The organism is Geobacter pickeringii (assembly GCF_000817955.1).
GTDB classification, from domain to species: Bacteria; Desulfobacterota; Desulfuromonadia; order Geobacterales; family Geobacteraceae; genus Geobacter; species Geobacter pickeringii.
Window position 1 is genome coordinate 2,943,378 of record NZ_CP009788.1, and the last position, 24,675, is coordinate 2,968,052.

Annotated in this window: 20 protein-coding genes and 1 riboswitch; of the genes, 2 read left to right on the top strand and 18 right to left on the bottom strand. The window is 62.9% G+C overall.

The window, feature by feature from the left end; translation table 11 throughout:
* Nucleotides 1-48 precede the first annotated feature (48 nt).
* The 18 genes from GPICK_RS13295 to alr form a co-directional block, all read right to left on the bottom strand.
* Nucleotides 49-1,236: a glycosyltransferase family 4 protein gene (locus GPICK_RS13295; protein WP_236685567.1), complete on the bottom strand. Its 1,188-nt coding sequence runs from the start codon at nt 1,234-1,236 to the stop codon at nt 49-51.
* On the bottom strand, nt 1,229-2,173 hold the full coding sequence (locus tag GPICK_RS13300) for a glycosyltransferase family 2 protein (RefSeq protein WP_039743985.1): 945 nt from the start codon (nt 2,171-2,173) through the stop codon (nt 1,229-1,231). The genes GPICK_RS13295 and GPICK_RS13300 overlap by 8 nt, the downstream gene beginning before the upstream one ends.
* Entirely contained in the window at nt 2,170-3,678 is a 1,509-nt protein-coding gene (locus GPICK_RS13305) for a tetratricopeptide repeat protein (RefSeq protein WP_039745777.1), read from the bottom strand. Before GPICK_RS13305 ends, GPICK_RS13300 begins: the two co-directional genes overlap by 4 nt.
* Complete coding sequence (locus GPICK_RS13310) at nt 3,675-4,691, bottom strand: glycosyltransferase family 2 protein (RefSeq protein WP_407920190.1); 1,017 nt, start codon at nt 4,689-4,691, stop codon at nt 3,675-3,677. The genes GPICK_RS13305 and GPICK_RS13310 overlap by 4 nt, the downstream gene beginning before the upstream one ends.
* 36 nt (nt 4,692-4,727) lie before the next feature.
* Complete coding sequence (locus GPICK_RS13315) at nt 4,728-6,977, bottom strand: hypothetical protein (RefSeq protein WP_039743990.1); 2,250 nt, start codon at nt 6,975-6,977, stop codon at nt 4,728-4,730.
* 281 nt (nt 6,978-7,258) lie between these two features.
* Nucleotides 7,259-8,026 (bottom strand): cytochrome c3 family protein, encoded by a 768-nt coding sequence (locus tag GPICK_RS13320; RefSeq protein WP_039743991.1) that lies wholly within the window; start codon nt 8,024-8,026, stop codon nt 7,259-7,261.
* 324 nt (nt 8,027-8,350) lie between these two features.
* On the bottom strand, nt 8,351-9,436 hold the full coding sequence (locus GPICK_RS13325) for a 6-bladed beta-propeller (RefSeq protein WP_039743993.1): 1,086 nt from the start codon (nt 9,434-9,436) through the stop codon (nt 8,351-8,353).
* Between the two features lie 79 nt (nt 9,437-9,515).
* Nucleotides 9,516-10,514 (bottom strand): cytochrome c3 family protein, encoded by a 999-nt coding sequence (locus GPICK_RS13330; RefSeq protein WP_039743995.1) that lies wholly within the window; start codon nt 10,512-10,514, stop codon nt 9,516-9,518.
* 16 nt (nt 10,515-10,530) lie between these two features.
* Nucleotides 10,531-11,541, bottom strand: a complete 1,011-nt coding sequence (locus GPICK_RS13335; RefSeq protein ID WP_039743997.1) for a cytochrome c3 family protein — start codon at nt 11,539-11,541, stop codon at nt 10,531-10,533.
* 129 nt (nt 11,542-11,670) lie between these two features.
* Nucleotides 11,671-12,525: a c-type cytochrome biogenesis protein CcsB gene (gene ccsB, locus GPICK_RS13340; RefSeq protein ID WP_039743999.1), complete on the bottom strand. Its 855-nt coding sequence runs from the start codon at nt 12,523-12,525 to the stop codon at nt 11,671-11,673.
* Between the two features lie 19 nt (nt 12,526-12,544).
* On the bottom strand, nt 12,545-13,897 hold the full coding sequence (resB, locus tag GPICK_RS13345) for a cytochrome c biogenesis protein ResB (RefSeq protein WP_039744001.1): 1,353 nt from the start codon (nt 13,895-13,897) through the stop codon (nt 12,545-12,547).
* Nucleotides 13,898-14,080: 183 nt separating this feature from the next.
* Entirely contained in the window at nt 14,081-14,353 is a 273-nt protein-coding gene (locus GPICK_RS13350; protein WP_039744003.1) for a cytochrome c7, read from the bottom strand.
* Between the two features lie 132 nt (nt 14,354-14,485).
* Complete coding sequence (gene purE / locus GPICK_RS13355) at nt 14,486-14,995, bottom strand: 5-(carboxyamino)imidazole ribonucleotide mutase (protein ID WP_039744005.1); 510 nt, start codon at nt 14,993-14,995, stop codon at nt 14,486-14,488.
* A gap of 28 nt (nt 14,996-15,023) precedes the next feature.
* Nucleotides 15,024-16,295 (bottom strand): phosphoribosylamine--glycine ligase, encoded by a 1,272-nt coding sequence (gene purD, locus GPICK_RS13360; protein ID WP_039744007.1) that lies wholly within the window; start codon nt 16,293-16,295, stop codon nt 15,024-15,026.
* Nucleotides 16,296-16,311: 16 nt separating this feature from the next.
* The gene (purH, locus tag GPICK_RS13365) at nt 16,312-17,877 is read right to left on the bottom strand and encodes a bifunctional phosphoribosylaminoimidazolecarboxamide formyltransferase/IMP cyclohydrolase (protein WP_039744009.1); all 1,566 of its coding nucleotides are present in this window, start codon (nt 17,875-17,877) and stop codon (nt 16,312-16,314) included.
* A 160-nt stretch (nt 17,878-18,037) separates the two neighbouring features.
* A complete protein-coding gene (locus GPICK_RS13370; protein WP_039744010.1) occupies nt 18,038-19,309 on the bottom strand; it encodes an ASKHA domain-containing protein in 1,272 nt (423 codons plus the stop codon).
* The gene (gene selD, locus GPICK_RS13375) at nt 19,290-20,330 is read right to left on the bottom strand and encodes a selenide, water dikinase SelD (protein WP_084201444.1); all 1,041 of its coding nucleotides are present in this window, start codon (nt 20,328-20,330) and stop codon (nt 19,290-19,292) included. The genes GPICK_RS13370 and selD overlap by 20 nt, the downstream gene beginning before the upstream one ends.
* Before the next feature lie 52 nt (nt 20,331-20,382).
* Nucleotides 20,383-21,522 (bottom strand): alanine racemase, encoded by a 1,140-nt coding sequence (gene alr, locus GPICK_RS13380; RefSeq protein WP_039744012.1) that lies wholly within the window; start codon nt 21,520-21,522, stop codon nt 20,383-20,385.
* Nucleotides 21,523-21,694: 172 nt separating this feature from the next.
* A riboswitch (TPP riboswitch) is annotated at nt 21,695-21,797 on the top strand.
* A gap of 66 nt (nt 21,798-21,863) precedes the next feature.
* Between alr and thiD the strand changes: the two genes are divergently transcribed.
* Both thiD and thiC read left to right on the top strand, forming a co-directional pair.
* Complete coding sequence (gene thiD / locus GPICK_RS13385) at nt 21,864-23,330, top strand: bifunctional hydroxymethylpyrimidine kinase/phosphomethylpyrimidine kinase (protein WP_039745779.1); 1,467 nt, start codon at nt 21,864-21,866, stop codon at nt 23,328-23,330.
* Between the two features lie 26 nt (nt 23,331-23,356).
* On the top strand, nt 23,357-24,658 hold the full coding sequence (gene thiC / locus GPICK_RS13390; protein ID WP_039744014.1) for a phosphomethylpyrimidine synthase ThiC: 1,302 nt from the start codon (nt 23,357-23,359) through the stop codon (nt 24,656-24,658).
* Nucleotides 24,659-24,675: the final 17 nt, after the last annotated feature.

Below are 24,675 nucleotides of genomic sequence, written 5' to 3' on the forward strand. Positions count from 1 at the left end.
AATGAACAGTAAACAACTTTCGGCGAAATCGCAAGGGAAAGTTCGTCTTTACGGGGCCTTACCCCTCAGCGTCCGTCGATAGAACTGTTCGAGCAGCTCCCCCCGGCCTCGCCACGAATGCTCGCGCTCCGCCTTTTCCCGGACGCGGCTGGCGAGGGAGGCGCGCCGTGGCGGGTCGGCGGCCAGATCGGCAAGCCGCTCCGCCAGGTCCGCCGCATCGGCAAACCGGGCGTAGACGCCGGTATCGCCGAGAATCTCCCGGTTGATGGGGGTATCGAAGGCGACCGTCGGCAGCCCGCAGGCCATGTAGTTGAAGAGCTTGCCGTTGGCCTCGGTGAGGGAGATCTTGGGCGAGACCGCGATATCGCCCGCTGAAAGGTAGGCGGGAGCGGCGGCGTAGTCGATCCGCCCCGTGAAGGTGACCATGTCGCCCACGCCGAGCGCCCGGGCTTTCTCGCGGTACGACTCATCGGGAAATCCCATGACGAGGAAACGGAGCGCGGCTCCCTGCGACTTGAGGATGACGGCGGCGGAGAGGAGGACATCGATCCCCTGGTACCGGTTCAGCACCCCGAGGAAGACCACGAGGGGGATCGAGGGAGAGATGCCGAGCCTGCGGCGCACGTCGTCGCGGGGATAGGGGCGAAAGACCGCTGTGTCGACCCCGTCGATGAGGGCGGCAACCTTCTCTCCCGGCACCCCCCAGCGCCCCACGAGGTCGGTGCGTCCCGCGCCGGAGCTGGTGATGATGGCATCGGCGGTCCGGTTGATCCATCGTTCGAGAACGGCGAAAAAGCGGAAGAGAAGCGACCCCTCCCGGGCAAAGCCGTGATCGGCCAGCTCGCCGGTGAGACTCCCCTGGCAGTCGAACATGAGCGGCACGCGGAGAATCTTCTTGAGGAACGCGCCGATGAACGCCCCTTCATGGAGGTGGGCGTGGATCAGATGGGGGGAGAAGGCGCGCGCTGCCCGCAGGGCGGTGAAGAAGAGGAAGATGTCGAGATACGGCTTGTGCCAGGAGGGGCCGGCGGCGAGCCTGGAGTACCAGGGAACCCGGATCGTGCGTCGGACCGGGATTCCCGGCATGTCGCGCCCCAGGTGATAGGTGACGATCCGCACGTCGTGCCCCCGGGCGATGAGGGCCCGGGCCTCCTCATAGATCCGGACGTGGCACCCCCGGTCGGCAAAGAACGGGGTTGGCGCCAGCATGAGGATTTTCAGTCGCCGTTCAGCCAAGGTTGATCCGCTCGCGCACCGCGTAGATCGGCTTCGCCTGGGCTTCGTAGTAGGTGCGGGCGTTGAGCTCGCCCAGCAGCCCCAGGGCGATGAACTGGACTCCGCCGAAGAGGAGGAAAGCGGTGAGGATGAGGAGGGGGTTGCGGTTCATGCTCATCCCCTCGAAAAGCTTCATGTAGAGGGTGAGCCCGCCGGCCAGCATCCCGGCCAGCATCGTGTAGATTCCCCACTTGCCGAAGAGTTGGATCGGCTTGGTGGAATAGCTGAGGAGAAACTTGACCGTCATCAGGTCGAGCACCACGCGGGTGGTGCGGGAGATGCCATACTTGCTCGTGCCGTGGAGCCGCGGGTGGTGCCGGACCGGCAGCTCCGCCACCCGAGCCCCCACTTGGGAGGCGAGCGCCGGCACGAAGCGGTGCAGTTCGCCGTAGAGGTTCACCCCTTCCAACACCTCGCGGCGATAGGCCTTGAGAGTGCAGCCGTAGTCGTGGAGATGAACCCCGGTCAGCCGGGAGATGAGGCCGTTGGCCAGGATCGACGGAAGCCGCCGGTTGATGAAGGTGTCCTGGCGATCCTTGCGCCAGCCGGAGACCACGTCGTACCCCTCGTCGATCTTCGCCAGAAGCATCGGGATGTCTGCCGGATCATTCTGGAGGTCGCCGTCCATCGGGACGACCACCCTCCCCCGGGCGGCATCGAAACCGGCCGCCATGGCGGCGGTCTGACCGAAGTTGCGGCGGAAGCGGATCACCTTCACCCGCGGGTCGCGACCGGCAATCTCCCGCAGCAGAGGGAAGGAGCCGTCGCTGGAGCCGTCGTCCACGAGGATCAGCTCGTAGGCGAGGCTGGTTTCCGCCAGGGCTTCGGTCACCCGCTCGTGGAGCGGAACGATGTTCTCTTCTTCATTGTAGATCGGTACGACGATGCTCAGGTTCACGGATTCCCCTTCTTGTAGAGCTCGATCTGCCGCAGACGCTCCCGGAGCTCGGGAAGGCGGTCCCGCACCCCCGCCACGAGGGCGGGATACTCCGCCTCGCCGATCTCGGAAAACATCTCGTAGTTGCGCACCGCCTCGGCGATGTCTCCCCGCCCCTCTTCAATCTGGGCCAGCACGAGATATGCCTTGGTATTGAAACGGTTGATTGCCAGCGCCTTCAGGGCATGCTCCCGCGCCTGGTCGTACTCACCCTTCACGTAGTAGCTGTAGGCAGCCGACTCCTGGGCCCAGGTGGAGCCGGGATCGACCTCGGCGGCATGCCGCCAGAGGGTGTGCTCGTCGTACCAGTAGGTATTCTGCACCACGGTGAGGCCGGTGAACAGCACGAGAACCGCTCCCGCCGCCGCATACACGACGCGCAGCCGCAGCTTCTGCACCCCCCAGGCGAAAGCGATCGCAACTCCGGCCAACGGCATGTACAGGTAGCGGTCGGCGATCATGTAACCGGCCGGAACGAGGTTGGAGATCGGCAGATAGAGGAGGAGAAACCACCCCAGGCCGAAGGAGAGGAGGGGGGCCCTCCGCGAGGCAAACACCGCGACAGCCGCAACCGCCACGAGGAGCGCCATCCCCCCCCAGGCCGCCGGCTGGAAGAAATCCTCCGAAAACCGGACCGCGTATTCAGGCGCGAGCCCAGTGGGAACGAGGATCTTGGAGAGGTAGAAGCCAAAGGACTTCATTACTCCCATGAAGAGCGGATAGTAGCTCTTGGAGGCGATGAAGTTGTTCTTGGAGTAGACGGTGAGCAACTGGTCGGCCGTCAGGAGCCCCCGGAGGAGGTAAAACGCCCCTCCCGCAGCAGCCGCCGCTCCCACCCCGGCGAGAAGGGGGCGACGAATCAGGAACCGCCGTTCCTTCGGGACGAAGAGGAGTTCATAGAGGACCAGGACCGCCGGGAAGGTGATGGCGGTCTGGTTGGCGAGCAGGGAGAGGCCGAAGGTGCCGAGCCCGGCGGCGGCAAAAACGAGCCGCTTTCTCCCTTCCGCCGCCAGCAGCCTCCGGTGCAGGAAAAGGGTGGCGAGGCAGAAGAAGAGCGCCAGGAGCTCTTTGCGGTGGGAGATGTTCGCCACCGATTCGACCTGGAGCGGATGCACCAGGAAGAAGAGACCGGCAAGGATGGCGGGAAGCGTCTCTACGCCGAGGGATTGGAGCAGAAGGACCAGCAGGAAGCCGTTGGCGCCGTGCCAGAGAAGCTGCTGTATCCGGTAGCCTGCCGGCTTGTCCCCAAAGAGCTTGTACTCCGGGATATAGGTCAGCACCCGCAGGGGACGCCCCGGACGCTTGTGTTCCAGAAAACCGGCTAAACTATGGGCATCGATGTTCTCCACCACAACCGGGATATCGTCGTACGACCAGTTATTCCGGAACGTATTGCCATAGGCCACGAACGTGGCCAGGAGCATCACCACCAGCAGATACCTTCGCCCAAAACGTCCCGACGTCACCACTCGGCCTCCAGACTTTTTATCATTCGGACGGTTACCACCCCGTCGCCGCCCCGTTTCCCCTTGAAGCGGGGGAAGAGGAGCCCCCAGATAAGCCCCGCACCGTAAGAGAGGTGGAGGGCCGGATATACCAGGAGGAGAACCGCAGAGACTCTCCCATCGCCGGATCGTCCTCCTTCGATGAAGGACGACAGGAGGGTCGCCAGCAGATATCCCCCGAGAGGGATCGCGCCGGGTCCGCTCCCCAGAAACGGGAGGACGCAGAGATAAAGCAGAAAGAGTGCCGGCACGAGGTTCGAAACGCCGCAGCCGCCGCCGAGATGGATCTGCTCGGCCCTCCCCCGGCCATAGGTGAAAAGCTGTCGCACGAATGCACGGAGATGCGGCCGTTGACTCCGAAAGACCGCCAGGGCGGGGTCGTGGACAAGTCTCATCCCCTGCCGTCTGAGTCGCGCCATGAGCTCGTTCTCCTCGTTGGGGTAGAGACGCTCGTCGAGCCCGCCGGCGGCCAGAAACGTATCTCTGCGAAAACCAAGGTTGCAGAGGATGAGCTCCGCGTCATCGGTCTCCCGCACCATCCCGGCCTGACGGTAGCGATTGCGCACGCCTCCCCCTCCGAGCAGGGATGCAAAGGCGGCTCCAAACGCACGTTGCATGGTGGTATCAGAGGAAGGGGTGAGCGAAGGTCCTCCAACGGCGGCAACTGACGGATTCTCGAAATGCCGGGCCGCCAATTGCAGAAATTCCGGAGGGACGAGGGAATCGTCATCGAGAAAATAGAGATACTCTCCCCGCGCCTGGGCTGCGGCACGGTTGCGCTGACAACTCGGACGTCTCCCTTCGGCCACGAGAACTTCGTAGCACTCCGCGGGATAGTCAATGGCTCGCAAACGGTCGACTGCCGTCACTTCACCGCCCGGCTTCACCGGAATAACCACTGTAAATGTAGGGGTCAATGGCATTTGATCCAAAACAAAAACCGGGATTTCCCCGGCTTTCGCACACGCTTTCATCGTAGGGGGCACCCGCCGACTGCGGCGGATACCCGGTCAGAAGATCTTCTTCACATTGGCCGAGATCCGCTTCTCGATCCGGTTATCGTTGCCGTCACGCTTGCCGTAGGAATAGTCGAGGCTCGCCTGCAGCTTGCTGAACGTAACCCCGATCGAGGCGTTGTACACTTGCTCCGTTACGCTGTTGGGCTCCAGGAGAGAGAAACGGGCGTTCCCCCCCACGAAGAGGCTTCTGAGCGGATAATAGCGGGCGCCGAGCGTGAGCCGTTGGGTGGAGGTCGGTGTACTGACTGTCATCCCGAAGTTCTGGGTGCGATTATAATCATACTCTTCACTGATTTCCAGCAGTTTCCTCGCCAACCCCCTCGTCGAAAAGAATGAGTAGCTGACCCGTTGCCGGATATCCACCACCTCGGTTCGCGTGGTCGGCGTATCATGACCGAAACTGTAGATATAGTAGAGGGAGGTCTCCAAATGGCTGTTGGGCTTGTACTCCACCACCCCCTGCCCGTCGAAGAAATCGGTCACCTGCCCCCCCTGGCTCCGGTACCGGTAGTTCCCCCGCACCCTCACCGTAACGTCGGACACCGAGTAATCGATATCGCCGCGCACCGCCGTCACGGAATCGCTCGGCATACCGGGCTGGGTCAGAATATCCTCCGAAAGGGCCGTCGACACCTTAAGTCGCGGAAGCGGCGTCCAGTACCCGGCCAGTGTAGTCACTGAACGGAGGTACTCGTTGACGTTGGCGTCATTGTGGTCAAATGCACTGCCGACCCCTGTATTGCCTGTCAGTCCGCCGTTGATGACGATTGACTGGTTTGAATAAACACGGGGATTGTTGCCGGAACCGGTGGAGACGTTCTCCTCGGCTTCGATCCGCATCGTCGTCGAAGGGGCGTAGGTCAGCCTGGCGGCAGCGTTCTGGTTGAGATAGGTCGAGTTATCCGCCTGTCCGTTGGCAGCATCGAAATACTTGACATTGTAACTGGCAGACAGCGTGTAATCCCGGGAAAAGCGGCGGGTGCTCGCGGTCTCGACCCCTCCCTCGAACGAGAGGATCTTTGCGCCATTGCTCTCGGAATGTTCCACCTTCGTAAACGTCCCCAGGGTGAACGGGGCCCGCTTGAACATGTCGACCCGCAGAGAGCCGTTACGGTCGTTCATGAGGGACTCGCTCCCGTCAGGTCGACTCACTTTCTGGTCACGCGCGTAGAGGGTTCCCTTCCAATCGGTGTCCCCGTTCAGCACCCCCTTCACATAAACGGGAATCGTCCGCTCCAGGGTCAATCCGTCATTGTCCTTCCGTCGGGTAAACGTCGTAAAGGTTCTCGCATCCCATGACCTTCTCTCGGCTACCGCAAAGAGGTTGAAGTCATAGGACTCGAAGGTTCTTACCGCATCGGCTGTGGTATGTTTCGTGAACTGGCCGTCAGTGGAGATTTTCAGCCAGTTGGTCATATCGATCCAGCGGCGGGTGAGCAGATGGTCGATGGTCCCAAGCTGGAACTGGCTCTCGGTGAACGACTGGGTGGGGTTGAGGTGATCGTCGAAGCGGGTGGTGCGAAAGTGAAACCAGTTGTCCCGCTTGTTGAGGCTCACGAACGCCAGTCGGCGGAGCCGCGTATCGATCGGGGACGTGCTCTTCGTATCCTTGCGCAGCTCGTCGCGATAATCGAGCATCACCAGGGGGATATGCTGGAAAATGGCGTTGTACCCGTTGGTGAGCCCGTTCTTGACCCCAAAGAGCATCGTAACGCCGGTATTGATGCTCACTCCGTCCTGAAGGTCGGTCGTTAACCCCGGACCGACCAGCGTCCCCCCCACCGAGACCGGCCCGGTCGAGTCCTTGGTGAACGCAAGTCGGTTCATGTCATAGCTGTACGCCTTTATCTTGAGGGGAAGCTCCAGAGGGTCGAGCACAACCTCACCCCGATACAGCAGATGACCGGCACTGATGGAGGGATTGGCGTTGCTGCCGGAGTCGGTCGGATCGCTCGGATTCTTGATTTTCGTATTGAACGACCCCCACTCGTAGCCGAGGTTGACGTCATAGCTACCGATGCGGCCGTCATAGAAAAGCCCACTGTTCTGATAGATGAGTGAATAGCGCTGCTGAAAGGAATGGGCACTGACAACCTTCTTCCCGTTGGCCTCCGCTTCGTAGCCAACGTATCCCAACTCGGCATCGGCGGTCACCCTGGCGGCGGCCTCACGCGCAAAGCCCCCCCCGGCCACCGTTGTGGCAAGTGTACACAGAAGAATGATGTCTCGTTTGATTGGCATACGAATCGGGACCCAAAAATCTTGGTTCTTACCGCCACTGCGCCGAGTCTGTCACTGAAAAAGACTGCAAGGAACATACCTTGAGCGTCGGCTTCACACCCAGGTCTACCATACCGACTCAGCAGCGGTTTTTGCGGAACGAAGGCCACCACCACCCGCAGAATTCCGCCCCACTCCCGGCGATTTGACAGGCCGGGCGCGCGAAACGACCGCCCCCTGACCACTGCACAAAAAAAGAGGGGTGGCTGCACCACCCCTCGGCAACTCAACAATCGCAGGAACTACTTGTTGTGACAGCCAAGACAGAGCTTGCTGCCAGCCATGGTGGTCCGGAGGAAGTTGGTCGAGCCGCTCATCGCCTTTGAGCCATGAACCGCGTGGCAGGAAGAGCACTCTACGGACAGAAGCGTCGTGGCCCCAAAGGTCGCCTTAAAGAGCGGAAGACCGTTGGTAAGGGTACCGCCGCCGTTGATCAGGGCACCACTGGCGGCATAGAACGCCTTGTTGGCATCAAGAGCGGCATTATAAGGGATGTTGACCGGATGGCTCTTGGTCAAGTCGGTGCCGAACTTGGTTCTCAAGTCAGCCGCCGTACCCGAGATTACGTCGCCGGTGTACGTGCCGCTGCCACCGCCGCGGGAGTTGCGCTTGTCGGCAGCAAAGGCGCCCTGGGCGTCGGAAGGATGGTTGTGGACGCCGCCACCGAGCGGGCTGCCGTCGTGGCAGCTCATGCAGAAGAGCGAGATGCTGTTGGTGGTGAAGCCCGACGGCTTAAAGCCGGCCGACACAGCGTTGTACATGTCAAGGGTCGAGGAGGAGGTGTAGAGCTTGAAGACAGTGTTGGCATTCTGGCCGGTGCGGTTCCAGAGGGGGATCTGGGCCACCGGGTTGTGCGGGGTGTGGCAGAAGATGCAGATCTGGGTGGTCTCTCCGGCAGTGGTCGTTGTGGCGCTCATGTCATGCTTGCTGCCAACGATGCTGGCCGCCGAGGCGACCGTTGCCGCCATCAGGGTTACCCCTGCGACGGCGAGCGTAAGACGTGCTTTCATGATGCTTCTCCTTTCGTTTTCTGGTCAAATGACCATGGTATGATGAAAGTTCAAACCGTATGCACCCGATTACTAGCAAACACCGTGCCTCTCCTTCACACTTACCGCCTGAGAGCAAAAAAATAGGGACGGGAATAGCATCCCCGCCCCCACACACCCATAACTAAGCAATTTGACTACCGAGCCGATACGTTCAGTGCGTTCAGCCCCGAAAAATCTCCACCATCGGCCCCCCCCGTCACCCCCTGGCCAGAGTCGACCCACAGTGGAGAGACCCAAAAAATGACAAGATCAGTACGTGAAATAACAAAAGAGGGTGACTCTCTATTGAGGATTGAAGCCGGAGATCGGATTCTCTTTCAGATAACGATCGGAAAGGTACTGAAGCACCTGAAAACGCTGATTTAACTGGTCCACCACATAGATCCGATCAGAGGCATCGATATCTATCCCCTGCGGGATAACGAAACCGCCCGGGGCTTGCTTACCCGTCTGCAGGATGGAGTAAAGGCCGCCGATGGTGATCAGATAATCGCCCTGGCGGCTGAACACTACCATCTTGTGCCCCTTCCCCTCGGTGACATAGATATTGTCGTCCGAGTCGACCGCCACCCCCTTGAGCAGCTGGAAATCGGCCGGACCGTCGCCGCGGTTGCCAAAGGCGCGCAGAAACTTCCCTTCCCCATCGAATATCTGCACCCGGGCATTCATGGCATCAACGACGATAATCTCCCCCTTGTGATTCACCGTCACGGCGATGGGGAAGTTGAATTCACCCTGTTTCTCTCCCCGAGATCCGAAACTGAAGAGGTGCTTGCCGTCGAGGGAGAAGACGTCGACCTTGTGGCCGCGGGCATCCGTTACCAGGAGCCGCTTCTGTTCCCGATCGATCGCCAGACCGCCTATCTTCTGGACCGTATCGCTGAGCTTCATGGCGCGGAGCGGTTTTTCATCCTTGTCAAAAACCAGAACGAGCCCCTTTTCGACTTCCGAAACGTAGATATTCCCATCGCCGTCGATCGCCAGGGAAACCGGCTTACTCAACTGACCGCTCTCCTCCCCCCCCATGATCCGGACCTGCTTCTTCAGCAGGTCATAGACGAAAACCACGTTGTAGCCGACATCCACCACATACACCTGCCCCTGCCCGTTCGACCTGATATCGAGGGGTTTGGAGAAGCGAAGCGGCTCTTCATCTCCGGCAATGGCGGTAAGAATGGAACCGAACCCTTCCTTGGGGAAATCGAGTTGACTGCTGTAAGCCTTGATCCACTCGATCCGGGGGCGCTCGGGAAGCGGAGGCCAGAAGTAACGACGCTGCTGGCCGGCTTCCTGGGTGGCGCACCCGGCAAAGAGAGTCGTTGCACAAAGCATTATGGCGAATTTACTGAACAGTGACAGCCGTCTCATATCATCTCCTTGATTCCCGTTTCGCCCTGATGGTGAACTGGCGTGCGATCCATCACCGGCGACAGGCGCCGTCTCAGGCTTATTTGTTATGGCACATCTGACAAAGCTGAAGCCGATCCGCAGAGTCGTTCTGGAAGTAGTAGCGAACATTCCCTGCGTGGGGGTTATGACAGGAAATGCACGACATCTCGCGCCCCGATTTGGGAGCCGACGGATCCTTGCGGCCGCTCACCGGGTGTCCCTCCCCCGTGGTGGTCCGCACGACGTGGGGAATTCTTCGGACCGATTCGTGGCACGAAAGACAGAGATCGTTGACCGGCGCCTTGAGCTGGCCATAGTTGGCACTTCCATGGGAGTCGTGGCAGACCTCGCACATCCCCCCCGCAATGGGGCCATGAACAAATTTCTTCTTGGCGAACTCCGCCGCCTTGTCCTCATGGCACTCGTTGCAGAGTGCCGCCTCGCGCTTGACGACGGCATACTTGGGCGACGACGTCTCTTTATGGCAGTAGACGCAGGAATAGGTTCCCGCAGGGCCATGGACGAATTTCACGTTCAACATCCGTTTGTGACAACCGATGCAGGGGTTTTCCTTTTCACGAGTGCTCATCGCCTGCGTTGCGGAAGGCTCCATGGTGTGGCAGCCGACGCAGCGGAGCTCCGAATCGGGGAGATGGAAGAGATAACGGGTAAACTCCGGGGGCGGCGCAACCTGGTCTCCGGGGGGTGAATAGTAGATGAGCGCCTGGGCGGTTTCCGCGCGGTCCTTGCCGACGTACGCCTCAACGCTCACCTCGTTGCGCCCCCGGTCCCAGACCGGCTGCACGATGAGGAGATCCTGGAACGCCTTACGGTATTCAGTCGACGACACTTCCAGCAGATCTCCGGGCACGCCGTTGACGTTGATTTTGACCCCCGTAATTTCCGGATTGTTAAGCTTGAGGATCAGATAGTTGGAGCGCTCGACCCAGCTGTTGGGAGCTGGATAGATGAATGAAACAGCAGCCAAGGCAGCCGTAGCGCTGGCAATGAGTGTGGCTGCAACCGCCACGGTTATCACTATCCCTTTCCGGAACATTCTGCCTCCTTACCCATCAGGGATTCTTCATCGCTCGAATTCTGTCGTATGATTTCGGCTTGTGACACCCCACCACACAGGTCCCCCCCGTCTCGGTTTTCGTATAACTGATCGGAATCTCCCAGGTACCAAAGCCGGGAATGTGTTCCTTGATCAGCCGTTGCTGCCTGGCCGCGTGAGGGTCGTGGCAGGTCTTACAGGAGCGCCCCTTGTCTGCCTTGTTGATGTGAACGAAATGGAGATTGACGTCTCCGTTGCGGAAACCGGTGAGCGTGTCGGTCCTCCGGTCCTGGGCGATATTCTTCTCGTGGCAGTCAAAACAGAGCGCAAAGTTGGCCTGTGCATAGGGGAGATAGAATGGTGCCGGAAAGGCATTCCTGAGAAGCTTGGGCCATTCGGAGCCGTGGGGAGCGTGACATGAGACGCATTTCCCATCGGCTACCGGCTTGTGTTTTGACACGCCCATGGCCAAATTTTTGTCATGGCAGAGAAAGCAGAGGCCGGCCCCGTCAGCCTTGAGGAGGAAGCGACTGTCGGACTGGTGCGGGTCGTGGCATCCCAGACAGTTGCCGGACGCCACGGGAGCGTGGCCATGCTTCTGCCTGAATGCCGCCGCGTCGTGGCAGGTAAAGCAGAGGTCGCTCCCCAGAGCCTTGAGTTGCATGGCATAGGGTGATTGATGCGGATCGTGGCAGGCGAGACAATCTCCTTGGGCAACGGGGGGATGAACAACCCGCTTGGCAGCCTTCCCTTCGTGACAGAGATAGCAGAGTTTTTCCCGCTCTCCCGCCAGCATGAACACGCCGCGGTCCCTCGGGTGTTCGCCACCGACGGGGCGGTGACAGGCGATGCAGTCATCGGCTCCGACGGGGCCGTGAACGAACTGCTCCCGAACCTTGCTCTTGTGGCAACGGGTATTGCAGCCATCGGGAATTCCGGGGAGAGGAGCAGCGGACGCCCCGGCAGCCAGCAGGAGGAGAAAGACGGCTATGCCGAGGCATAGCCCGTGAAACGGCGATCTGATCATGGCATGGACACACGGTTTCCGGCTCTCCCCCCAGAGGGAAAGAGCCGGAAAATCAGGAGAGATTGGAATCGGGACGCATTTGGTGCGCGACAAACCCGCCGTTATCCATGCAAAATTCCTGCCCTCTTCTTAGCGGCCGCCGTAACTATGGAGCCCTGACAGCACGAGGTTCACGCCGAGGTAGCAGAAAATGGTGGCGGCAAAACCGACAATGGAAAGGATTGCGGCCCGCTTGCCGACCCAGCCGCGCGTGATCCGCGCGTGGAGAAACGCCGCATAGACAAACCAGACGATCAGCGACCAGGTCTCCTTCGGGTCCCAGCTCCAGTAGGTTCCCCAGGCATAGTTCGCCCAGGCCGCTCCCGTGATGATACCGAGGGTAAGGAGCGGGAAGCCGACCATGATCGCCTTGTAATTCAGGTCGTCGAGCACCTTGATCGAAGGAAACATCGAGATGACGCCGCCGGCCTGGGCGGTGCTGTCCGCCGAACCCTCCTGCCCCGCCTTGATCAGGTACATGATCGAAAGACCACAGGCGACGGCGAATGCCGCATACCCAAGGAAGCAGGTAATGACGTGATAGAGGAGCCAGTTGCTCTGAAGCGCCGGCACCAACGGCTCGATGCCGCTGCTGAGCCCCAGCTGGGCCCATGCCATGCCGAAGAGCGCGAATGGAACGACAAAGGCGCCAACGACCCGATACTTGTACTTCAGATCGATGATGCCGAAGATCAGGATGATCGTCCAGGCAAAGAACGTCACCGACTCATAGAGGTTGGAGAGAGGGGCGTGCCCATGACCGATGTCATACGACTCTTTCCAGCGAAGCACGATGGCCGTGGTATGAACGATGAATCCGAAGTAGGAGGCGAGGCTGCCCGCCAGCCCCACCCCTTTGACCTTGGTCGCCAGGAAAGCGAAGAAGATCAGCATGGAAACCAGGTAGGAAAACGTGGCTATATTGAACATCATAGAACTGGTCATTTGAATAGATCCTCCGCCGTTACTGTTTTTTCAGCTTGTCGACGAGTTCGTCAAACAGAATCTGGAACCCGGCCGGGTTCTTGCTGGCCCCCCCGCCGATGGTGACATGCCCCTTGCGTACCCGCACCCAGATACGCTTGTGGGACATGAAGAACGCCATGCAGCACCCCAGCACCATCATGAAGCAGCCGGTCCAGACAACCCAGACGCCGGGGTCCTTCGCCACCTGCAGACCGGTGTACATCTTTTCGTCCGAGCCGTCGTACGTAAAGATCTGCGCCCCGCCCCGCTGCTCGTCGAAGTTGGGAAAGTTCCTGAAGACGATAAAGGCCAGGGGCTGCCCCCCTTTGGGGGTCACCTCGATCCGCGCGGCCGGTCCGTTGAACTGGGGAACGAACTGGCTCACCTCCTGGGTTGCCTCGAGCACCTGCATCATGGAACCGTCGGGAAGGGGTTTCTTCTCGCCATAGCCTGCCGAAATCTTGACCGGTGCTCCCCCCTTCCGATCACGAACCGTGAAGTGGAAGAGGCCACCCTCTTCGGCCTGGCCGTAGCTCGATTGATAGAAGGTGATCCCCTTGTAGGTCAGCGGATCATTGACGATTACCGGGCGCTTGTCGATGACGACGCGGCCGTTGTCCGTGACCGTCAGCACGCTCCTGAACTCCTTCGGGGCACCGGTATCGTAGAAGGTGGCCTTGAAATCGTCACACTTCACGGAGAAACCGAGGTTGATGCGCTGGCCTGAAAAGGTCTGAACGGCAGAGACGCTTCCCCCCTCGGTAATATTCACAAACCCCTTGAAACCGAAGAACGAGCCGATGAGGGCGCCGATGAATATTATGACGATGCTCAGGTGCACCACGTAGACGCCGAGACGGCTGTAGGGGGCCTTCTGGGCGAAGAGATGGTACTCGCCGTCATGCTCGGTCACCACCGGCGCGGCAAATTCCGCCTTGAGAAAGGCCACCATCTTGTCCCGCAGGGTCGCCGCATCGCCGCCGGGCTTGAAATCATGGGTAAGGGCGAGACTCTTCTCGAAACTGTCGGTCATCACGAGGGTCGGTTCGGAGATTATCTTCCAGACCCGCGGCAGCCGCTTGATGGAGCAGGCGACGATGTTGACCGTGAAGAGGTACAGCAGGAGCATGAACCACCAGGAGTGGTACATGTCGAAAAAGCCGAGGGTGCTGTACAGCTTGAGCTTGGCTTGGCTGATGGTCTGCAGGTACTCCGGCCTCAACTGCCCCTGCGGGATGATGGTCCCGATAATCGACGTGGCAGCAAGGAGGATGAGAAGGGATATGGCGAGTTTGAGGGAACAGAAAAAGTCCCACAACGCCTGCAAAAAGCCTCGATTACTGTTTGTCAACGTAACTCTCCCGGATTGCGATGGATTTTACACAGGTTCACGTCAGTTGTGCATTATAAGCAGATTGACTGCGAAAGACAAATGGTTGTTTGCGTGGTCCCTGCCCTTAAAAAAGAAAAGGGGTAACTATTGAAGTTACCCCCCTTCCGCCTGCTGCCTCAAGCCGCTTGCGCGGCAGCGACATTACTTCTTGTGGCACTCACCACACTTGGTCGGCCCCTTCTTCATCTCTTCATGGCACCCCTTGCAGGTCTTGTGCGCCACGTCCTTGCCGAACCCTTCAATCTTGCCCGGGCCCTTCTCGTGGCACTTCTTACAGTCCTTCAGGACCTCCTGGTGCTTCTTGTGCGGGAAAGAGACGTTCCCGTTCTTTGCCTTGAGGACGATGTCATCGGCGGCGAAGGCAAGGCCGGCAGCGAAGACGGTGAGAGCGAGAGCAGCGACAATCTTTTTCATCGTTTTACCCCTTTTCTATGGAATGGATCAAAATCGTCTGAAACTTATACAGCACCGTTGCGTTTTGTCAAGCAAAAATCCACCCCAAAAACTGTCGCAAACCGCGCCATTACTGAGCGCGGCTCTCCATCGCTATGCCACGGGTGAACGCTGCTGGAGAGCGCGATCCTTGGCCTCCACCTCTTCGGCCATCGCCTCCTTGTACCCATGGAGCCTGGCGCTCAGAGCGGGCTCGCCGAGGGCGATGATCTGCACCGCCAGAAGCCCCGCGTTCTTAGCCCCCGCCTTCCCGATGGCCATGGTCGCCACCGGGATCCCGCCGGGCATCTGGACCATGGCGTACAGGGCGTCGAGCCCGTTGAGGGCTCCGCCGGGGATCGGAACGGCGATCACCGGCAGGATGGTGTCGGCGGCAATCACTCCGGCCAGATGGGCGGCCATGCCGGCTCCGGCGACGATTACCTTGACGCCGCGACCGGCGGCACCGGAGGCCAGGGCGGCGGCCTTCTTCGGCGACCGGTGGGCCGACGCGATCCGCATCTCCCACGCAATCCCGAACTGGTCGAGGACCTTGGCAACCTCCTCCATAATGGGGACGTCGGAGTCGCTTCCCATGACGATCAAAACCTGCGGTTTGTCCATTTTTATTCTCCTTGCCGGGAACCGGTAGTCAGCGTTTCAGGGCCTTCGCGCCGATGTCCCGGCGGAAGTGAACCCCATCCCACGTTATGGTCGCAACCCCCTGATAGGCGCGGTCGATGGCATCCTGCACCGTAGAGCCGAGGGCAGTAACCCCGAGAACCCGTCCCCCGCTGGTGATGATCTTCCCGTCCGCCTCGGCGGTCCCGGCGTGGAAGACGACGAGATCGTCCAGGGCCGCGGCCCCGTCGAGCCCCCTGATCTCGTCCCCCGTGCGGTAGTCGCCCGGGTAGCCGCCGGCGGCCATGACGACACAGACGGCCGCCTTGTCGTGCCACTCGATGGAGACGCCCGAGAGATCCCCCCTGGCCACCGCCAGGAGGACCGGAACGATATCCGACTTCATCCGCATCAGCAGCGGCTGGCACTCGGGGTCCCCGAACCGGGCGTTGAATTCGAGGGTCTTCACCTCGCCGCCGTTCACCATGAGCCCGGCGTAGAGGACGCCGCGGTAGGGACGCCCCTCCGCCGCCATGCCGTCCACCGTCCGGCGCATCACCTCGGCCATCGCCTTCTCGTGGATGGCGGGGGTCACCACCGGAGCCGGGGAGTAGGCCCCCATCCCGCCGGTGTTGGGGCCCTGGTCGCCATCGTACACCGCCTTGTGGTCCTGGGCGGAGGCGAGGGGGATGATGTTTTTCCCGTCGGTGAAGGCGAGGAACGACGCCTCCTCCCCCACGAGAAACTCCTCGATCACCACCCGGGAGCCGGCCGCCCCGAAGGCATTGCCCGAAAGCATGTCCCGGACGGTGGCCACCGCCTCGTCGCGGCTCTGGGCGATGATGACCCCTTTGCCGGCGGCCAGGCCGTCGGCCTTGATAACGATCGGAATCCCCGTCTTGTCGATGAACGCCACCGCCGGCTCCACCTCGGTGAAAACGCCGTAAGCAGCGGTCGGGACGCCATACTTGTGCATCAGGTCCTTGGAAAATGCCTTGCTCGCCTCGATGATCGCCGCATTCTGCCGGGCGCCGAAGATGGCGAGGCCGTTCTCCTCGAACCGGTCCACAATGCCGAGGGAGAGGGGGAGCTCCGGCCCGACGACGGTGAGGTCGATCCCGTTCGCCCGGGCAAAGGCCAGGAGGCCGTCGAGATCGTCGACCTTCAGCGGGACGTTTTCGGCGATGAGGCCGGTGCCGGGATTCCCCGGCGCACAGTAGACCTTGGTCACAAGGGGCGACTGGGAGATCTTCCAGACCAGGGCATGCTCCCTGCCGCCGCTGCCAATAACGAGAACATTCATGGGTATCCTCCTCGAATCAGTGCCTGAAGTGCCGCATGCCGGTGAAGACCATCGCCATGCCGTGCTCGTCGGCGGCGGCGATCACCTCGGCGTCGCGCATGCTCCCCCCCGGCTGGATGACGGCGGTGATGCCGGCGGCGGCCGCATTATCGATCCCGTCGCGAAACGGGAAGAAGGCGTCGGAGGCCATGACTCCCCCCTTGACCTCCAGTCCGGCGTGCTCGGCCTTGATGGCGGCGATGCGGGCAGAGTTGACGCGGCTCATCTGGCCGGCGCCGACGCCGATGGTCATGTTCCCCTTCCCATAGACGATGGCGTTGGATTTCACGAACTTGGCGACCCGCCAGGCGAAGATCAGGTCCTTCATCTCCTGGTCGGTGGGCTGGCGCGCGCTTACCACTTTCAGTTCGGCATAGAGGTCCAGATCGGCATCCTGAACGAGCAGCCCCCCGTTCACCCGCTTGAGGTCGAGGCGCCGTGCAGGCTCCTCGGGCCACACCCCGCACTCCAGCAGCCGCACGTTCTTCTTGGCGGCCACCACCTCAACGGCCCCGGCAGCGACCTGCGGGGCGATGATCACCTCCACGAACTGCCGGTCGCAGATCGCCCGGGCCGTTTCGGCATCCAGCTCGCGGTTGAAGGCGATGATCCCGCCGAAGGCCGACTCGGGGTCGGTGGCGTAGGCCCGGTCGTACGCTTCAAGGAGCGTCGCGCCGACGGCGACGCCGCAGGGGTTGGCATGCTTGACGATGACGCAGGCGGGCCCTTCGGTGAACTGCTTCACGCATTCCAGCGCCGCATCGGTATCGGCAATATTGTTGTAGGAAAGCTCTTTCCCCTGGAGCTGGCGGGTGGTGGCGACCGACGCCTCCTTCACGCCGCGCTCGACGTAGAAGGCGGCACCCTGGTGGGGGTTCTCACCGTAGCGCATCTCCTGGGCCTTTCGGAACTGGAGGGTGATGGTGTCGGGATAGGGGGACACCCCTTCGCCGGTCCTGCTCCCAAGCCAGTTGGAGATGGCGCCGTCATAGGCGGCGGTGTGCTGGTAGACCTTCACCGCCAGGCGGAAGTTGGTCTCCTTCGAAACGGAGCCTCCCGAGGCACGCATCTCGTCGAGGACGGTGCGGTAATCCGTCGGGTCCACCACGACGGTCACGTCGGCGTTGTTCTTCGCCGCCGAGCGGAGCATGGTCGGGCCGCCGATGTCGATATTCTCGATGGCATCCTCCAGGGGGCAGTCGGGGTTTGCCACGGTCGCCTCGAAGGGGTAGAGGTTCACCACCACCATGTCGATCGCCTCGATGCCGTGCTGTTTCATGGTGGCCACATGCTCGGGGTTGGAGCGCATGCCGAGGAGGCCGCCGTGGACCTTGGGGTGGAGCGTCTTCACCCGGCCATCCAGCATCTCGGGGAAACCGGTGAATTCGGATACGTCCTTGACGGCAAGCCCCGCATCGCGCAGAAGCTTGGCGGTGCCGCCGGTGGAGAGGATCTCGACGCCGTAGCCTGCCAGTTCCCGGGCAAACTCGACGAGGCCGGTTTTGTCGGAGAGGCTGATGAGCGCGCGGGTAATCTTTGCCATTGTTTACATGCTCCTTGAAAGCGAATTAGCCACGGCAACACGGGGGCACGGAGAAGGGTGAAAAAACGGAAGAACAGACGGAACTAAATTCATGGCTGTTCCGTTCGTCCCGGTTAATTTTCGGTTTTTCTCCGTCTCTTCGTCTCTCCGCGGTGGGTGTTCAGTCTGTCTGAGGAAAATTGATGTGTTCGAGAAAGTGCTTCTCAAAGGCAGGTGTGCCGGAAAGCGGGATGACGCGGATGCCGTCAGCCAGACGGTCCGCCGCCGTCAGCCCCTCCGGTGAGCGAAGGGCTCTCTCGATACCGCACAGCGCCCCTTCCCGGATGAAGCCGGACGTTTGTACCATCTTTTCCGTGAAAATTCCAACGTTTTTTAGGCTTCGCGGATCGAGGACGGCACCGAAGGAGCCGGTCAGAAGCACCTCCGCCACCTCGTCGCCGCGGATGCCGGCCCGCTCGAAAAGGACCTCCATCCCGGCCCGGATCGCCCCCTTGGCGAGCTGCACCTGGCGGATGTCCTCCTGGCTGAGCCAGACCGTGCGTGTCGCGTCCCGGTGCAGGATGAACGCCGGCGCCCCTCCCACCTCCGTCACCCGGTTGCCGAGGCTCGACGCGATCTCCGCCGCCGGGAGGAGCCGCCCCGTGGCGTCGATCACCCCCTGCTCCCGCAACAGCGAGATGGTGTCGAGGACCCCGGAGCCGCAGATGCCGGTGGCCGGCCTCCCTCCGACGGTGGTGATGGCAAGGCGCTCCCCCCCCAGGGTCACCCTGCTGATGGCGCCGGGGAGCGCCGCCATGCCGCAGGCGAGATTCCCCCCCTCGAAGGCGGGGCCGGCGGCGGCGGAGGTGGCCAGGAGCCGGCCGCCGGCCGCCAGGGCGATCTCGCCGTTAGTCCCGAGGTCGAGATAGAGGCGCGCGGCGGAAAGGGAAGCCGGATCATGGACACCGAGGAGAAAGGCGACGGTGTCCCCCCCCACGAATCCGCCGGGAAGGGGGAAGAGGTAGACGTCGGCAGAGGAGTCCCACCCGAAATCCGCTGCCGGACCGCGGCGTCCGGCGGTGAAGAGCGGACGGTAGGGGGGAAACGCCAGGGAGCGCACCGGCAGGCCGAGCAGGAGGTGCTCCATGGCGGGGTTGCCGGCGACGGCAATGGTGCGGAGGGAGTCGGGCGAGGCAGCGGCGTTCGACAGCAGTTCATCCGTCAGGCGGGCCAACTCCCGCCGGACCAGATCGGCCATGCGGTGCGCCGCCTCGTCCGAGCGGCAGGCGGCATCGAGGCGGGAGACGACGTCCGCGCCGAATTCCCGCTGGGGATTGAGGCAGCCGGCCGCGGCGAGGCGCTCCCCCGTGGCGAGGATGACAAGGGATGCGGCGAGGGTCGTGGTCCCCAGATCGACCGCGACGGCGAGGGGCTCAGACGATCTCAACGGCATGCCCGCAGGCCGGGAGGACCTCGCCGACCGGCACCGCGAAGAGCCCCCGGTCGGCGGCGGTGGCCAGAAACCGGCGGCTGGCGTCGGGAGCAAGGGAGATGAGGAGCCCCCCGGAGGTCTGGGGGTCGAAGAAGGGGAGTAGCAGATCCGGCGCTCCGGCGAAGGCGACGTGGGGGGTGTAGTGGTCGCGGTTGCGGTAGCAGCCGGCCGGCACCATTCCGTCGGCAACGAGGCCGGCGACGCCGGCCAGGACCGGCACGACGCCCCGGTCGAACCGCAGCGTCACCCCTCCCCCCCGGGCCATCTCGCAGGCGTGGCCGATGAGGCCGAAGCCGGTGACGTCGGTGCAGGCCGAGGCTTCGCATTCGAGCATCAGCGCACCGGCAGCGGCATTGAGTCCCGTCATCCAGCGGGTTGCCTCCGCCACCACCGCGTCGGACGCCATGTCGACCTTGAGGGCCGTGGCGACGATCCCGGTCCCCAGCGGCTTGGTGAGAACCAGCCGGTCCCCGGGGCGGGCCGTCGAGTTGCGCACCACGCGCTCGGGGCTGATGAGGCCGGTCACGGCGAGGCCGTACTTCAACTCATGATCCTCCACCGTGTGGCCTCCCACAAGGCACGCCCCGGCCTCCCGCACGGCATCGAGCCCCCCGGCCAGGATCTCCGCCAGCACCTCTGACGGCAGGGTACAACCGGGGAAAAAGGCGAGGTTCATGGCCGTCACTGGCTTCCCTCCCATGGCGTAGACGTCCGAGAGGGCGTTGGCCGCCGCAATCCGGCCGAAGGTGAACGGATCGTCCACCAGCGGCGTGATGATGTCCACCGTCTCCACCAGGGCGAGCCCCTCCCCGATCCGGTAGACCCCCGCGTCGTCGGCGGTCTCCGGCCCCACGAGGAGGTTCTCGTCGACACTCTTCCCCAGGATGCCCCCAAGGGCGTTTTCCAGGCCCGCCGGGCCCAGTTTGGCCGCTCAACCGGCAGCCGTCACCATGCCGGTGAGTTTGATCGTAGTGTTGGTCATGTCAGTGTCCCGATAGGTATGAAGGAATCGCACCCCTTCCGCGGGGTGGGCGTCAGCGCGACGCGTTGAGATAGACCCGCGGCACCCGCTTACTGATGCCGCAGAAGATTTCGTAGGGGATGGTCCCGGCCCAGGCGGCCAGCTCCTCCGCCCGGACGCAGTTGCCGGCGGAGTCGCACCCCAGGAGCGTCACGTCGTCCCCGACCCTGACGCCGGCGATCCCGGTCACGTCGACCATGATCCAGTCCATGCAGACCGTGCCAGTGACCCGGGCGCGCTCCCCCCGGATCAGCACTTCGCCCCGATTGGTGAGGGCGCGGTCGTAACCGTCGGCATACCCCACGGGGACGCTGGCGATGAGTCTCCGCTCGGAGGAGGTATAGCGGCGGGCGTAGCTGATGCTCGTCCCCGGCTCCACCTCCTTCAGCATGGCGACCGTGCTCCGCAGCCGCATCACCGGTCGCAGCGCCATCCGCCCCTCGAAATCGCCCGACGGGAGCGCCCCGTAGAGGACGATCCCCGGCCGGACCAAGTTGCAGAACGGCAGCTCCATCCCGAAGGCGGCGGCGCTGTTGGCGATGTGGACGTAGCGGGGGGAGAGCCCCAGCGACCGCGCCGCGGCCACCGCTTCGGCAAAGGCGGCCGCCTGGCGGTCGGTGTAACGGCGCCCCTCGTCGTCCAGTTCGTCCGCCGAGGCAAAGTGGGAGATGATCCCCTCCAGCTCAATATGCGGCAGGTCGCGCAGTTCCCGGAAAAAGGAGGGGGCATCGGCCGCGGCGACGCCGAGCCGCCCCATACCGGTATCGATCTTGACGTGGACCTTGGCCTTGCGGTAGAGCCGCGCGGCCGCCTCGTCCAGGACCCGCGCCTGATCGAGGCTGAAGAGGGCGGTGGAGAGGTTGTAGCCGATGCACTTACGCTCCTGCCCCGGGTAGACCCCGCCGAGGATCAGCACCGGACGGTCGATGCCGCTCTTGCGCAACTGGATCCCCTCGGCCAGAAAGGCGACGCCGAAGGCGGTCACCCCGAGGGCCTCGAGCTCGCGGGAGATATCCATGAAGCCGTGACCGTAGGCGTCGGCCTTGACCACCGCCAGCATGCCGCAGCCGGCGGGAACGGTCCGCCTCACGAGATCGAAGTTGTGGCGCAGGGCGGCAAGGTCTATTTCTGCAATGGTGGGTCTGCTGTCCATGGAAGCATCCGGGCTGTCCGTCGGCAGGCGGCGGTGGTAATTATCAAGTATTCACATCTGAACAGCTAACAACTATCACTTCTCCCACATGCTGTAAAGATCAAAACCCGCACGGCTCAAGGGTTAAAACACATTGACTTGGCGGGAAAATTCGTTTAGCCTGTTTACACAAAATGCCTGCTGGGGGAGTTCGCACAGAACTGAGACGGGCGGCGCCCGAACCCTTTGAACCTGATCCGGTTTGCACCGGCGTAGGGAAGCGGCCAGAAACCTCCGCACCTCTTCTTCTATTTTCTGGAACCGTGACCGCCGTCACGGTTTTTTTGTTTCGGGAGATGTTCATGAGTACCAACGGCCGCACCCTTCGACTCGTCGTCAGCCGCGAAAAGCAGGACTCGGTCATCCGGGGGCTCTACCTCGTCACCGACGGGGGAGAACGCCTCGCGGAGCGGGTTGAGGCGGCCATCGACGGCGGCGCCCGGGTGGTCCAGTACCGGAACAAGGAGGGGAACGCCGAAACCCGCCTCGCCATTGGCCAGGAAATTCGGGAACTCTGCGCGAGGCGGGGGGTGCCGTTCATCGTCAACGACGATCTGGAACTGGCGAAGACCCTCCAGGCCGACGGCCTCCACCTGGGACAGGAGGACGGCGACCCGCGCGAGGCACGGCGCATACTCGGTCCCGGGAGGCTTATCGGCGTCTCCACCCACAACCTCCGGGAAGCCCTGGAGGCCCAGGCGGCGGGCGTGGACTACCTCGGTTTCGGCGCCATGTACCCGACCTCCAGCAAGGAGGTGGAGCATCTGCCGGGCCCCGAGACCCTCGCCGCCATCCGTGAACAGATCGCCCTCCCCATCGTCGCCATCGGCGGGATCTCCCGCGACAATGGCGGGACGGTCATCGACGCGGGCGCCGACGCCCTGGCGGTCATCTCGGCGGTCCTCGCCGCCCCCGATCCCGCCCTGGCAGCCGCAGAGCTCTCCCTCCTCTTCAACCGCCGCGCCGCGCCACCGCGAGGTTCAGTCCTCACCGTGGCGGGGAGCGACTCGGGGGGAGGGGCCGGCATCCAGGCCGACCTGAAGACCATCACCCTCCTCGGGAGCTACGGCGCATCGGTCCTCACCGCCCTCACCGCCCAGAACACGCGGGGCGTGAGCGGCATCCACGGCGTCCCCCCCGGGTTCGTGGCGGAGCAACTCGACGCCGTCCTCTCGGACATCCCCATCGACACGGTGAAGACCGGCATGCTCTTCTCGGCCGAGATCGGCGCGGCCGTGGCCGACAAGCTCGCCGAGTACCGCCGCCGCATCACGGTGGTCGATCCGGTGATGGTCGCCAAGGGGGGCGCCCCCCTTGTGGACCGCAGCGCGGTGGGGGTCCTGAAGGAGCAGCTGCTGCCGCTCACCTACCTCCTCACCCCCAACATCCCGGAAGCGGAGCGGCTCACCGGCATGACCATCGCCGACGAGGAGGGGATGCAGGAAGCGGCCCGACGCCTCCACCGGCTCGGGGCGCGGAACGTTCTGGTGAAGGGGGGGCATCTCCTCTCCGGCGACTCCGTCGACATCTTTTTCGACGGCGCCGCCTTCCACCGCTACGCCACCCCCCGGATCCTCAGCAAGAACACCCATGGCACCGGCTGCACCTACGCCTCGGCCATCGCCACCTTCCTTGCCCAGGGTGAGCCGCTGCGCGAGGCGATCGGACACGCCAAGCAATTCATCACCGCTGCCATCAGGCTCGGCCACCCCCTCGGCAGGGGGCACGGGCCGGTGAACCATATCATGGCGGCCCAGGAAACGACGTAACGCCAACTTTCACCGAGGAGCTTTTCATGACGCAACTGGAATACGCCCGCAAGGGGATCATCACCGACAAGATGAAGGAGGCCGCCCTGGCCGAAGGGGTCGCCCCCGAATTCATCCGCGATGGCATCGCCGATGGCACCATCATCATCTGTCACAACATCAAGCACGCCAACGGCAGGCCCCTGGCCGTAGGGAAGGGGCTGCGGACCAAGGTGAACGCCAACATCGGCACCTCGGCCGACGACACCGACATCACCAAGGAGCTGGAGAAGGCCCGGGTGGCGGTGCATCACGGGGCCGACGCCATCATGGACCTCTCCACCGGCGGTCCGGTGGACGAGATCCGCCGCGCCATCATCGCCGAGACCAGCGCCTGCATCGGCTCGGTCCCCCTCTACCAGGCGGCCCTGGACGCGGTCCGGACCAAGAAGAAGGCGATCGTCGACATGACCGTGGACGACATCTTCGAAGGGATCATCAAGCACGCCGAGGACGGGGTCGACTTCATCACCGTCCACTGCGGCGTGACCCGCGCCACGGTGGAGCGGATGAAGAACGAGGGGCGCATCATGGACGTGGTCTCCCGCGGCGGGGCCTTCACCGTGGAGTGGATGGCGCACAACCGGCAGGAGAACCCCCTCTTCGAGCACTTCGACCGGCTCCTGGAGATCACGAAGGCGTACGACATGGTCCTGTCGCTGGGGGACGGCTTCCGCCCCGGCTGCCTCGCCGACGCTACCGACCGGGCCCAGATCCACGAACTGATCATCCTCGGCGAGCTGACCCAGCGGGCCCAGGCCGCCGGGGTCCAGGTGATGATCGAGGGGCCCGGCCACGTGCCGCTCAACCAGATCGAGGCCAACATCCTCCTCCAGAAGCGGCTCTGCCACGGCGCCCCCTTCTACGTCCTGGGCCCCCTGGTCACCGACATCGCCCCCGGCTACGACCATATCACCTGTGCCATCGGCGGGGCCATCGCCGCCACGGCCGGCGCCGATTTCCTCTGCTACGTCACCCCCAGCGAGCACCTGCGCCTCCCCTCCGTGGAGGATGTCCGCGAGGGGGTCATCGCCTCCCGCATCGCCGCCCACGCCGCCGACATCGCCAAGGGGGTGAAGGGGGCGATCGACAAGGACATCAAAATGGCCCGATGCCGCAAGAAACTCGACTGGGAGGGGCAGTTCAGCCTCGCCCTCGATCCGGAGAAGGCCCGGCGCCTGCGCTCCGAGTCCGGGGTCGCCGAGCACGGCGCCTGCACCATGTGTGGCGAATTCTGCGCCTACAAGGTGATGGACGACGCCATGGAAAAGCAGGCAGCACAGGGGTAGACTCCCGAACCGCCCAC

Bases quoted from the DNA above. Each gene is read 5' to 3' on its own strand.
- ccsB (WP_039743999.1), bottom strand. From the start codon at position 12,525: ATGACCAGTTCTATGATGTTCAATATAGCCACGTTTTCCTACCTGGTT.
- thiC (WP_039744014.1), top strand. From the start codon at position 23,357: ATGACGCAACTGGAATACGCCCGCAAGGGGATCATCACCGACAAGATG.
- GPICK_RS13335 (WP_039743997.1), bottom strand. From the start codon at position 11,541: ATGATCAGATCGCCGTTTCACGGGCTATGCCTCGGCATAGCCGTCTTT.
- purD (WP_039744007.1), bottom strand. From the start codon at position 16,295: ATGAATGTTCTCGTTATTGGCAGCGGCGGCAGGGAGCATGCCCTGGTC.
- purE (WP_039744005.1), bottom strand. From the start codon at position 14,995: ATGGACAAACCGCAGGTTTTGATCGTCATGGGAAGCGACTCCGACGTC.
- GPICK_RS13330 (WP_039743995.1), bottom strand. From the start codon at position 10,514: ATGTTCCGGAAAGGGATAGTGATAACCGTGGCGGTTGCAGCCACACTC.
- purH (WP_039744009.1), bottom strand. From the start codon at position 17,877: ATGGCAAAGATTACCCGCGCGCTCATCAGCCTCTCCGACAAAACCGGC.
- thiD (WP_039745779.1), top strand. From the start codon at position 21,864: ATGAGTACCAACGGCCGCACCCTTCGACTCGTCGTCAGCCGCGAAAAG.
- GPICK_RS13315 (WP_039743990.1), bottom strand. From the start codon at position 6,977: ATGCCAATCAAACGAGACATCATTCTTCTGTGTACACTTGCCACAACG.
- GPICK_RS13320 (WP_039743991.1), bottom strand. From the start codon at position 8,026: ATGAAAGCACGTCTTACGCTCGCCGTCGCAGGGGTAACCCTGATGGCG.
- alr (WP_039744012.1), bottom strand. From the start codon at position 21,522: ATGGACAGCAGACCCACCATTGCAGAAATAGACCTTGCCGCCCTGCGC.
- GPICK_RS13310 (WP_407920190.1), bottom strand. From the start codon at position 4,691: ATGAAAGCGTGTGCGAAAGCCGGGGAAATCCCGGTTTTTGTTTTGGAT.
- GPICK_RS13350 (WP_039744003.1), bottom strand. From the start codon at position 14,353: ATGAAAAAGATTGTCGCTGCTCTCGCTCTCACCGTCTTCGCTGCCGGC.
- GPICK_RS13325 (WP_039743993.1), bottom strand. From the start codon at position 9,436: ATGAGACGGCTGTCACTGTTCAGTAAATTCGCCATAATGCTTTGTGCA.
- GPICK_RS13370 (WP_039744010.1), bottom strand. From the start codon at position 19,309: ATGCCGTTGAGATCGTCTGAGCCCCTCGCCGTCGCGGTCGATCTGGGG.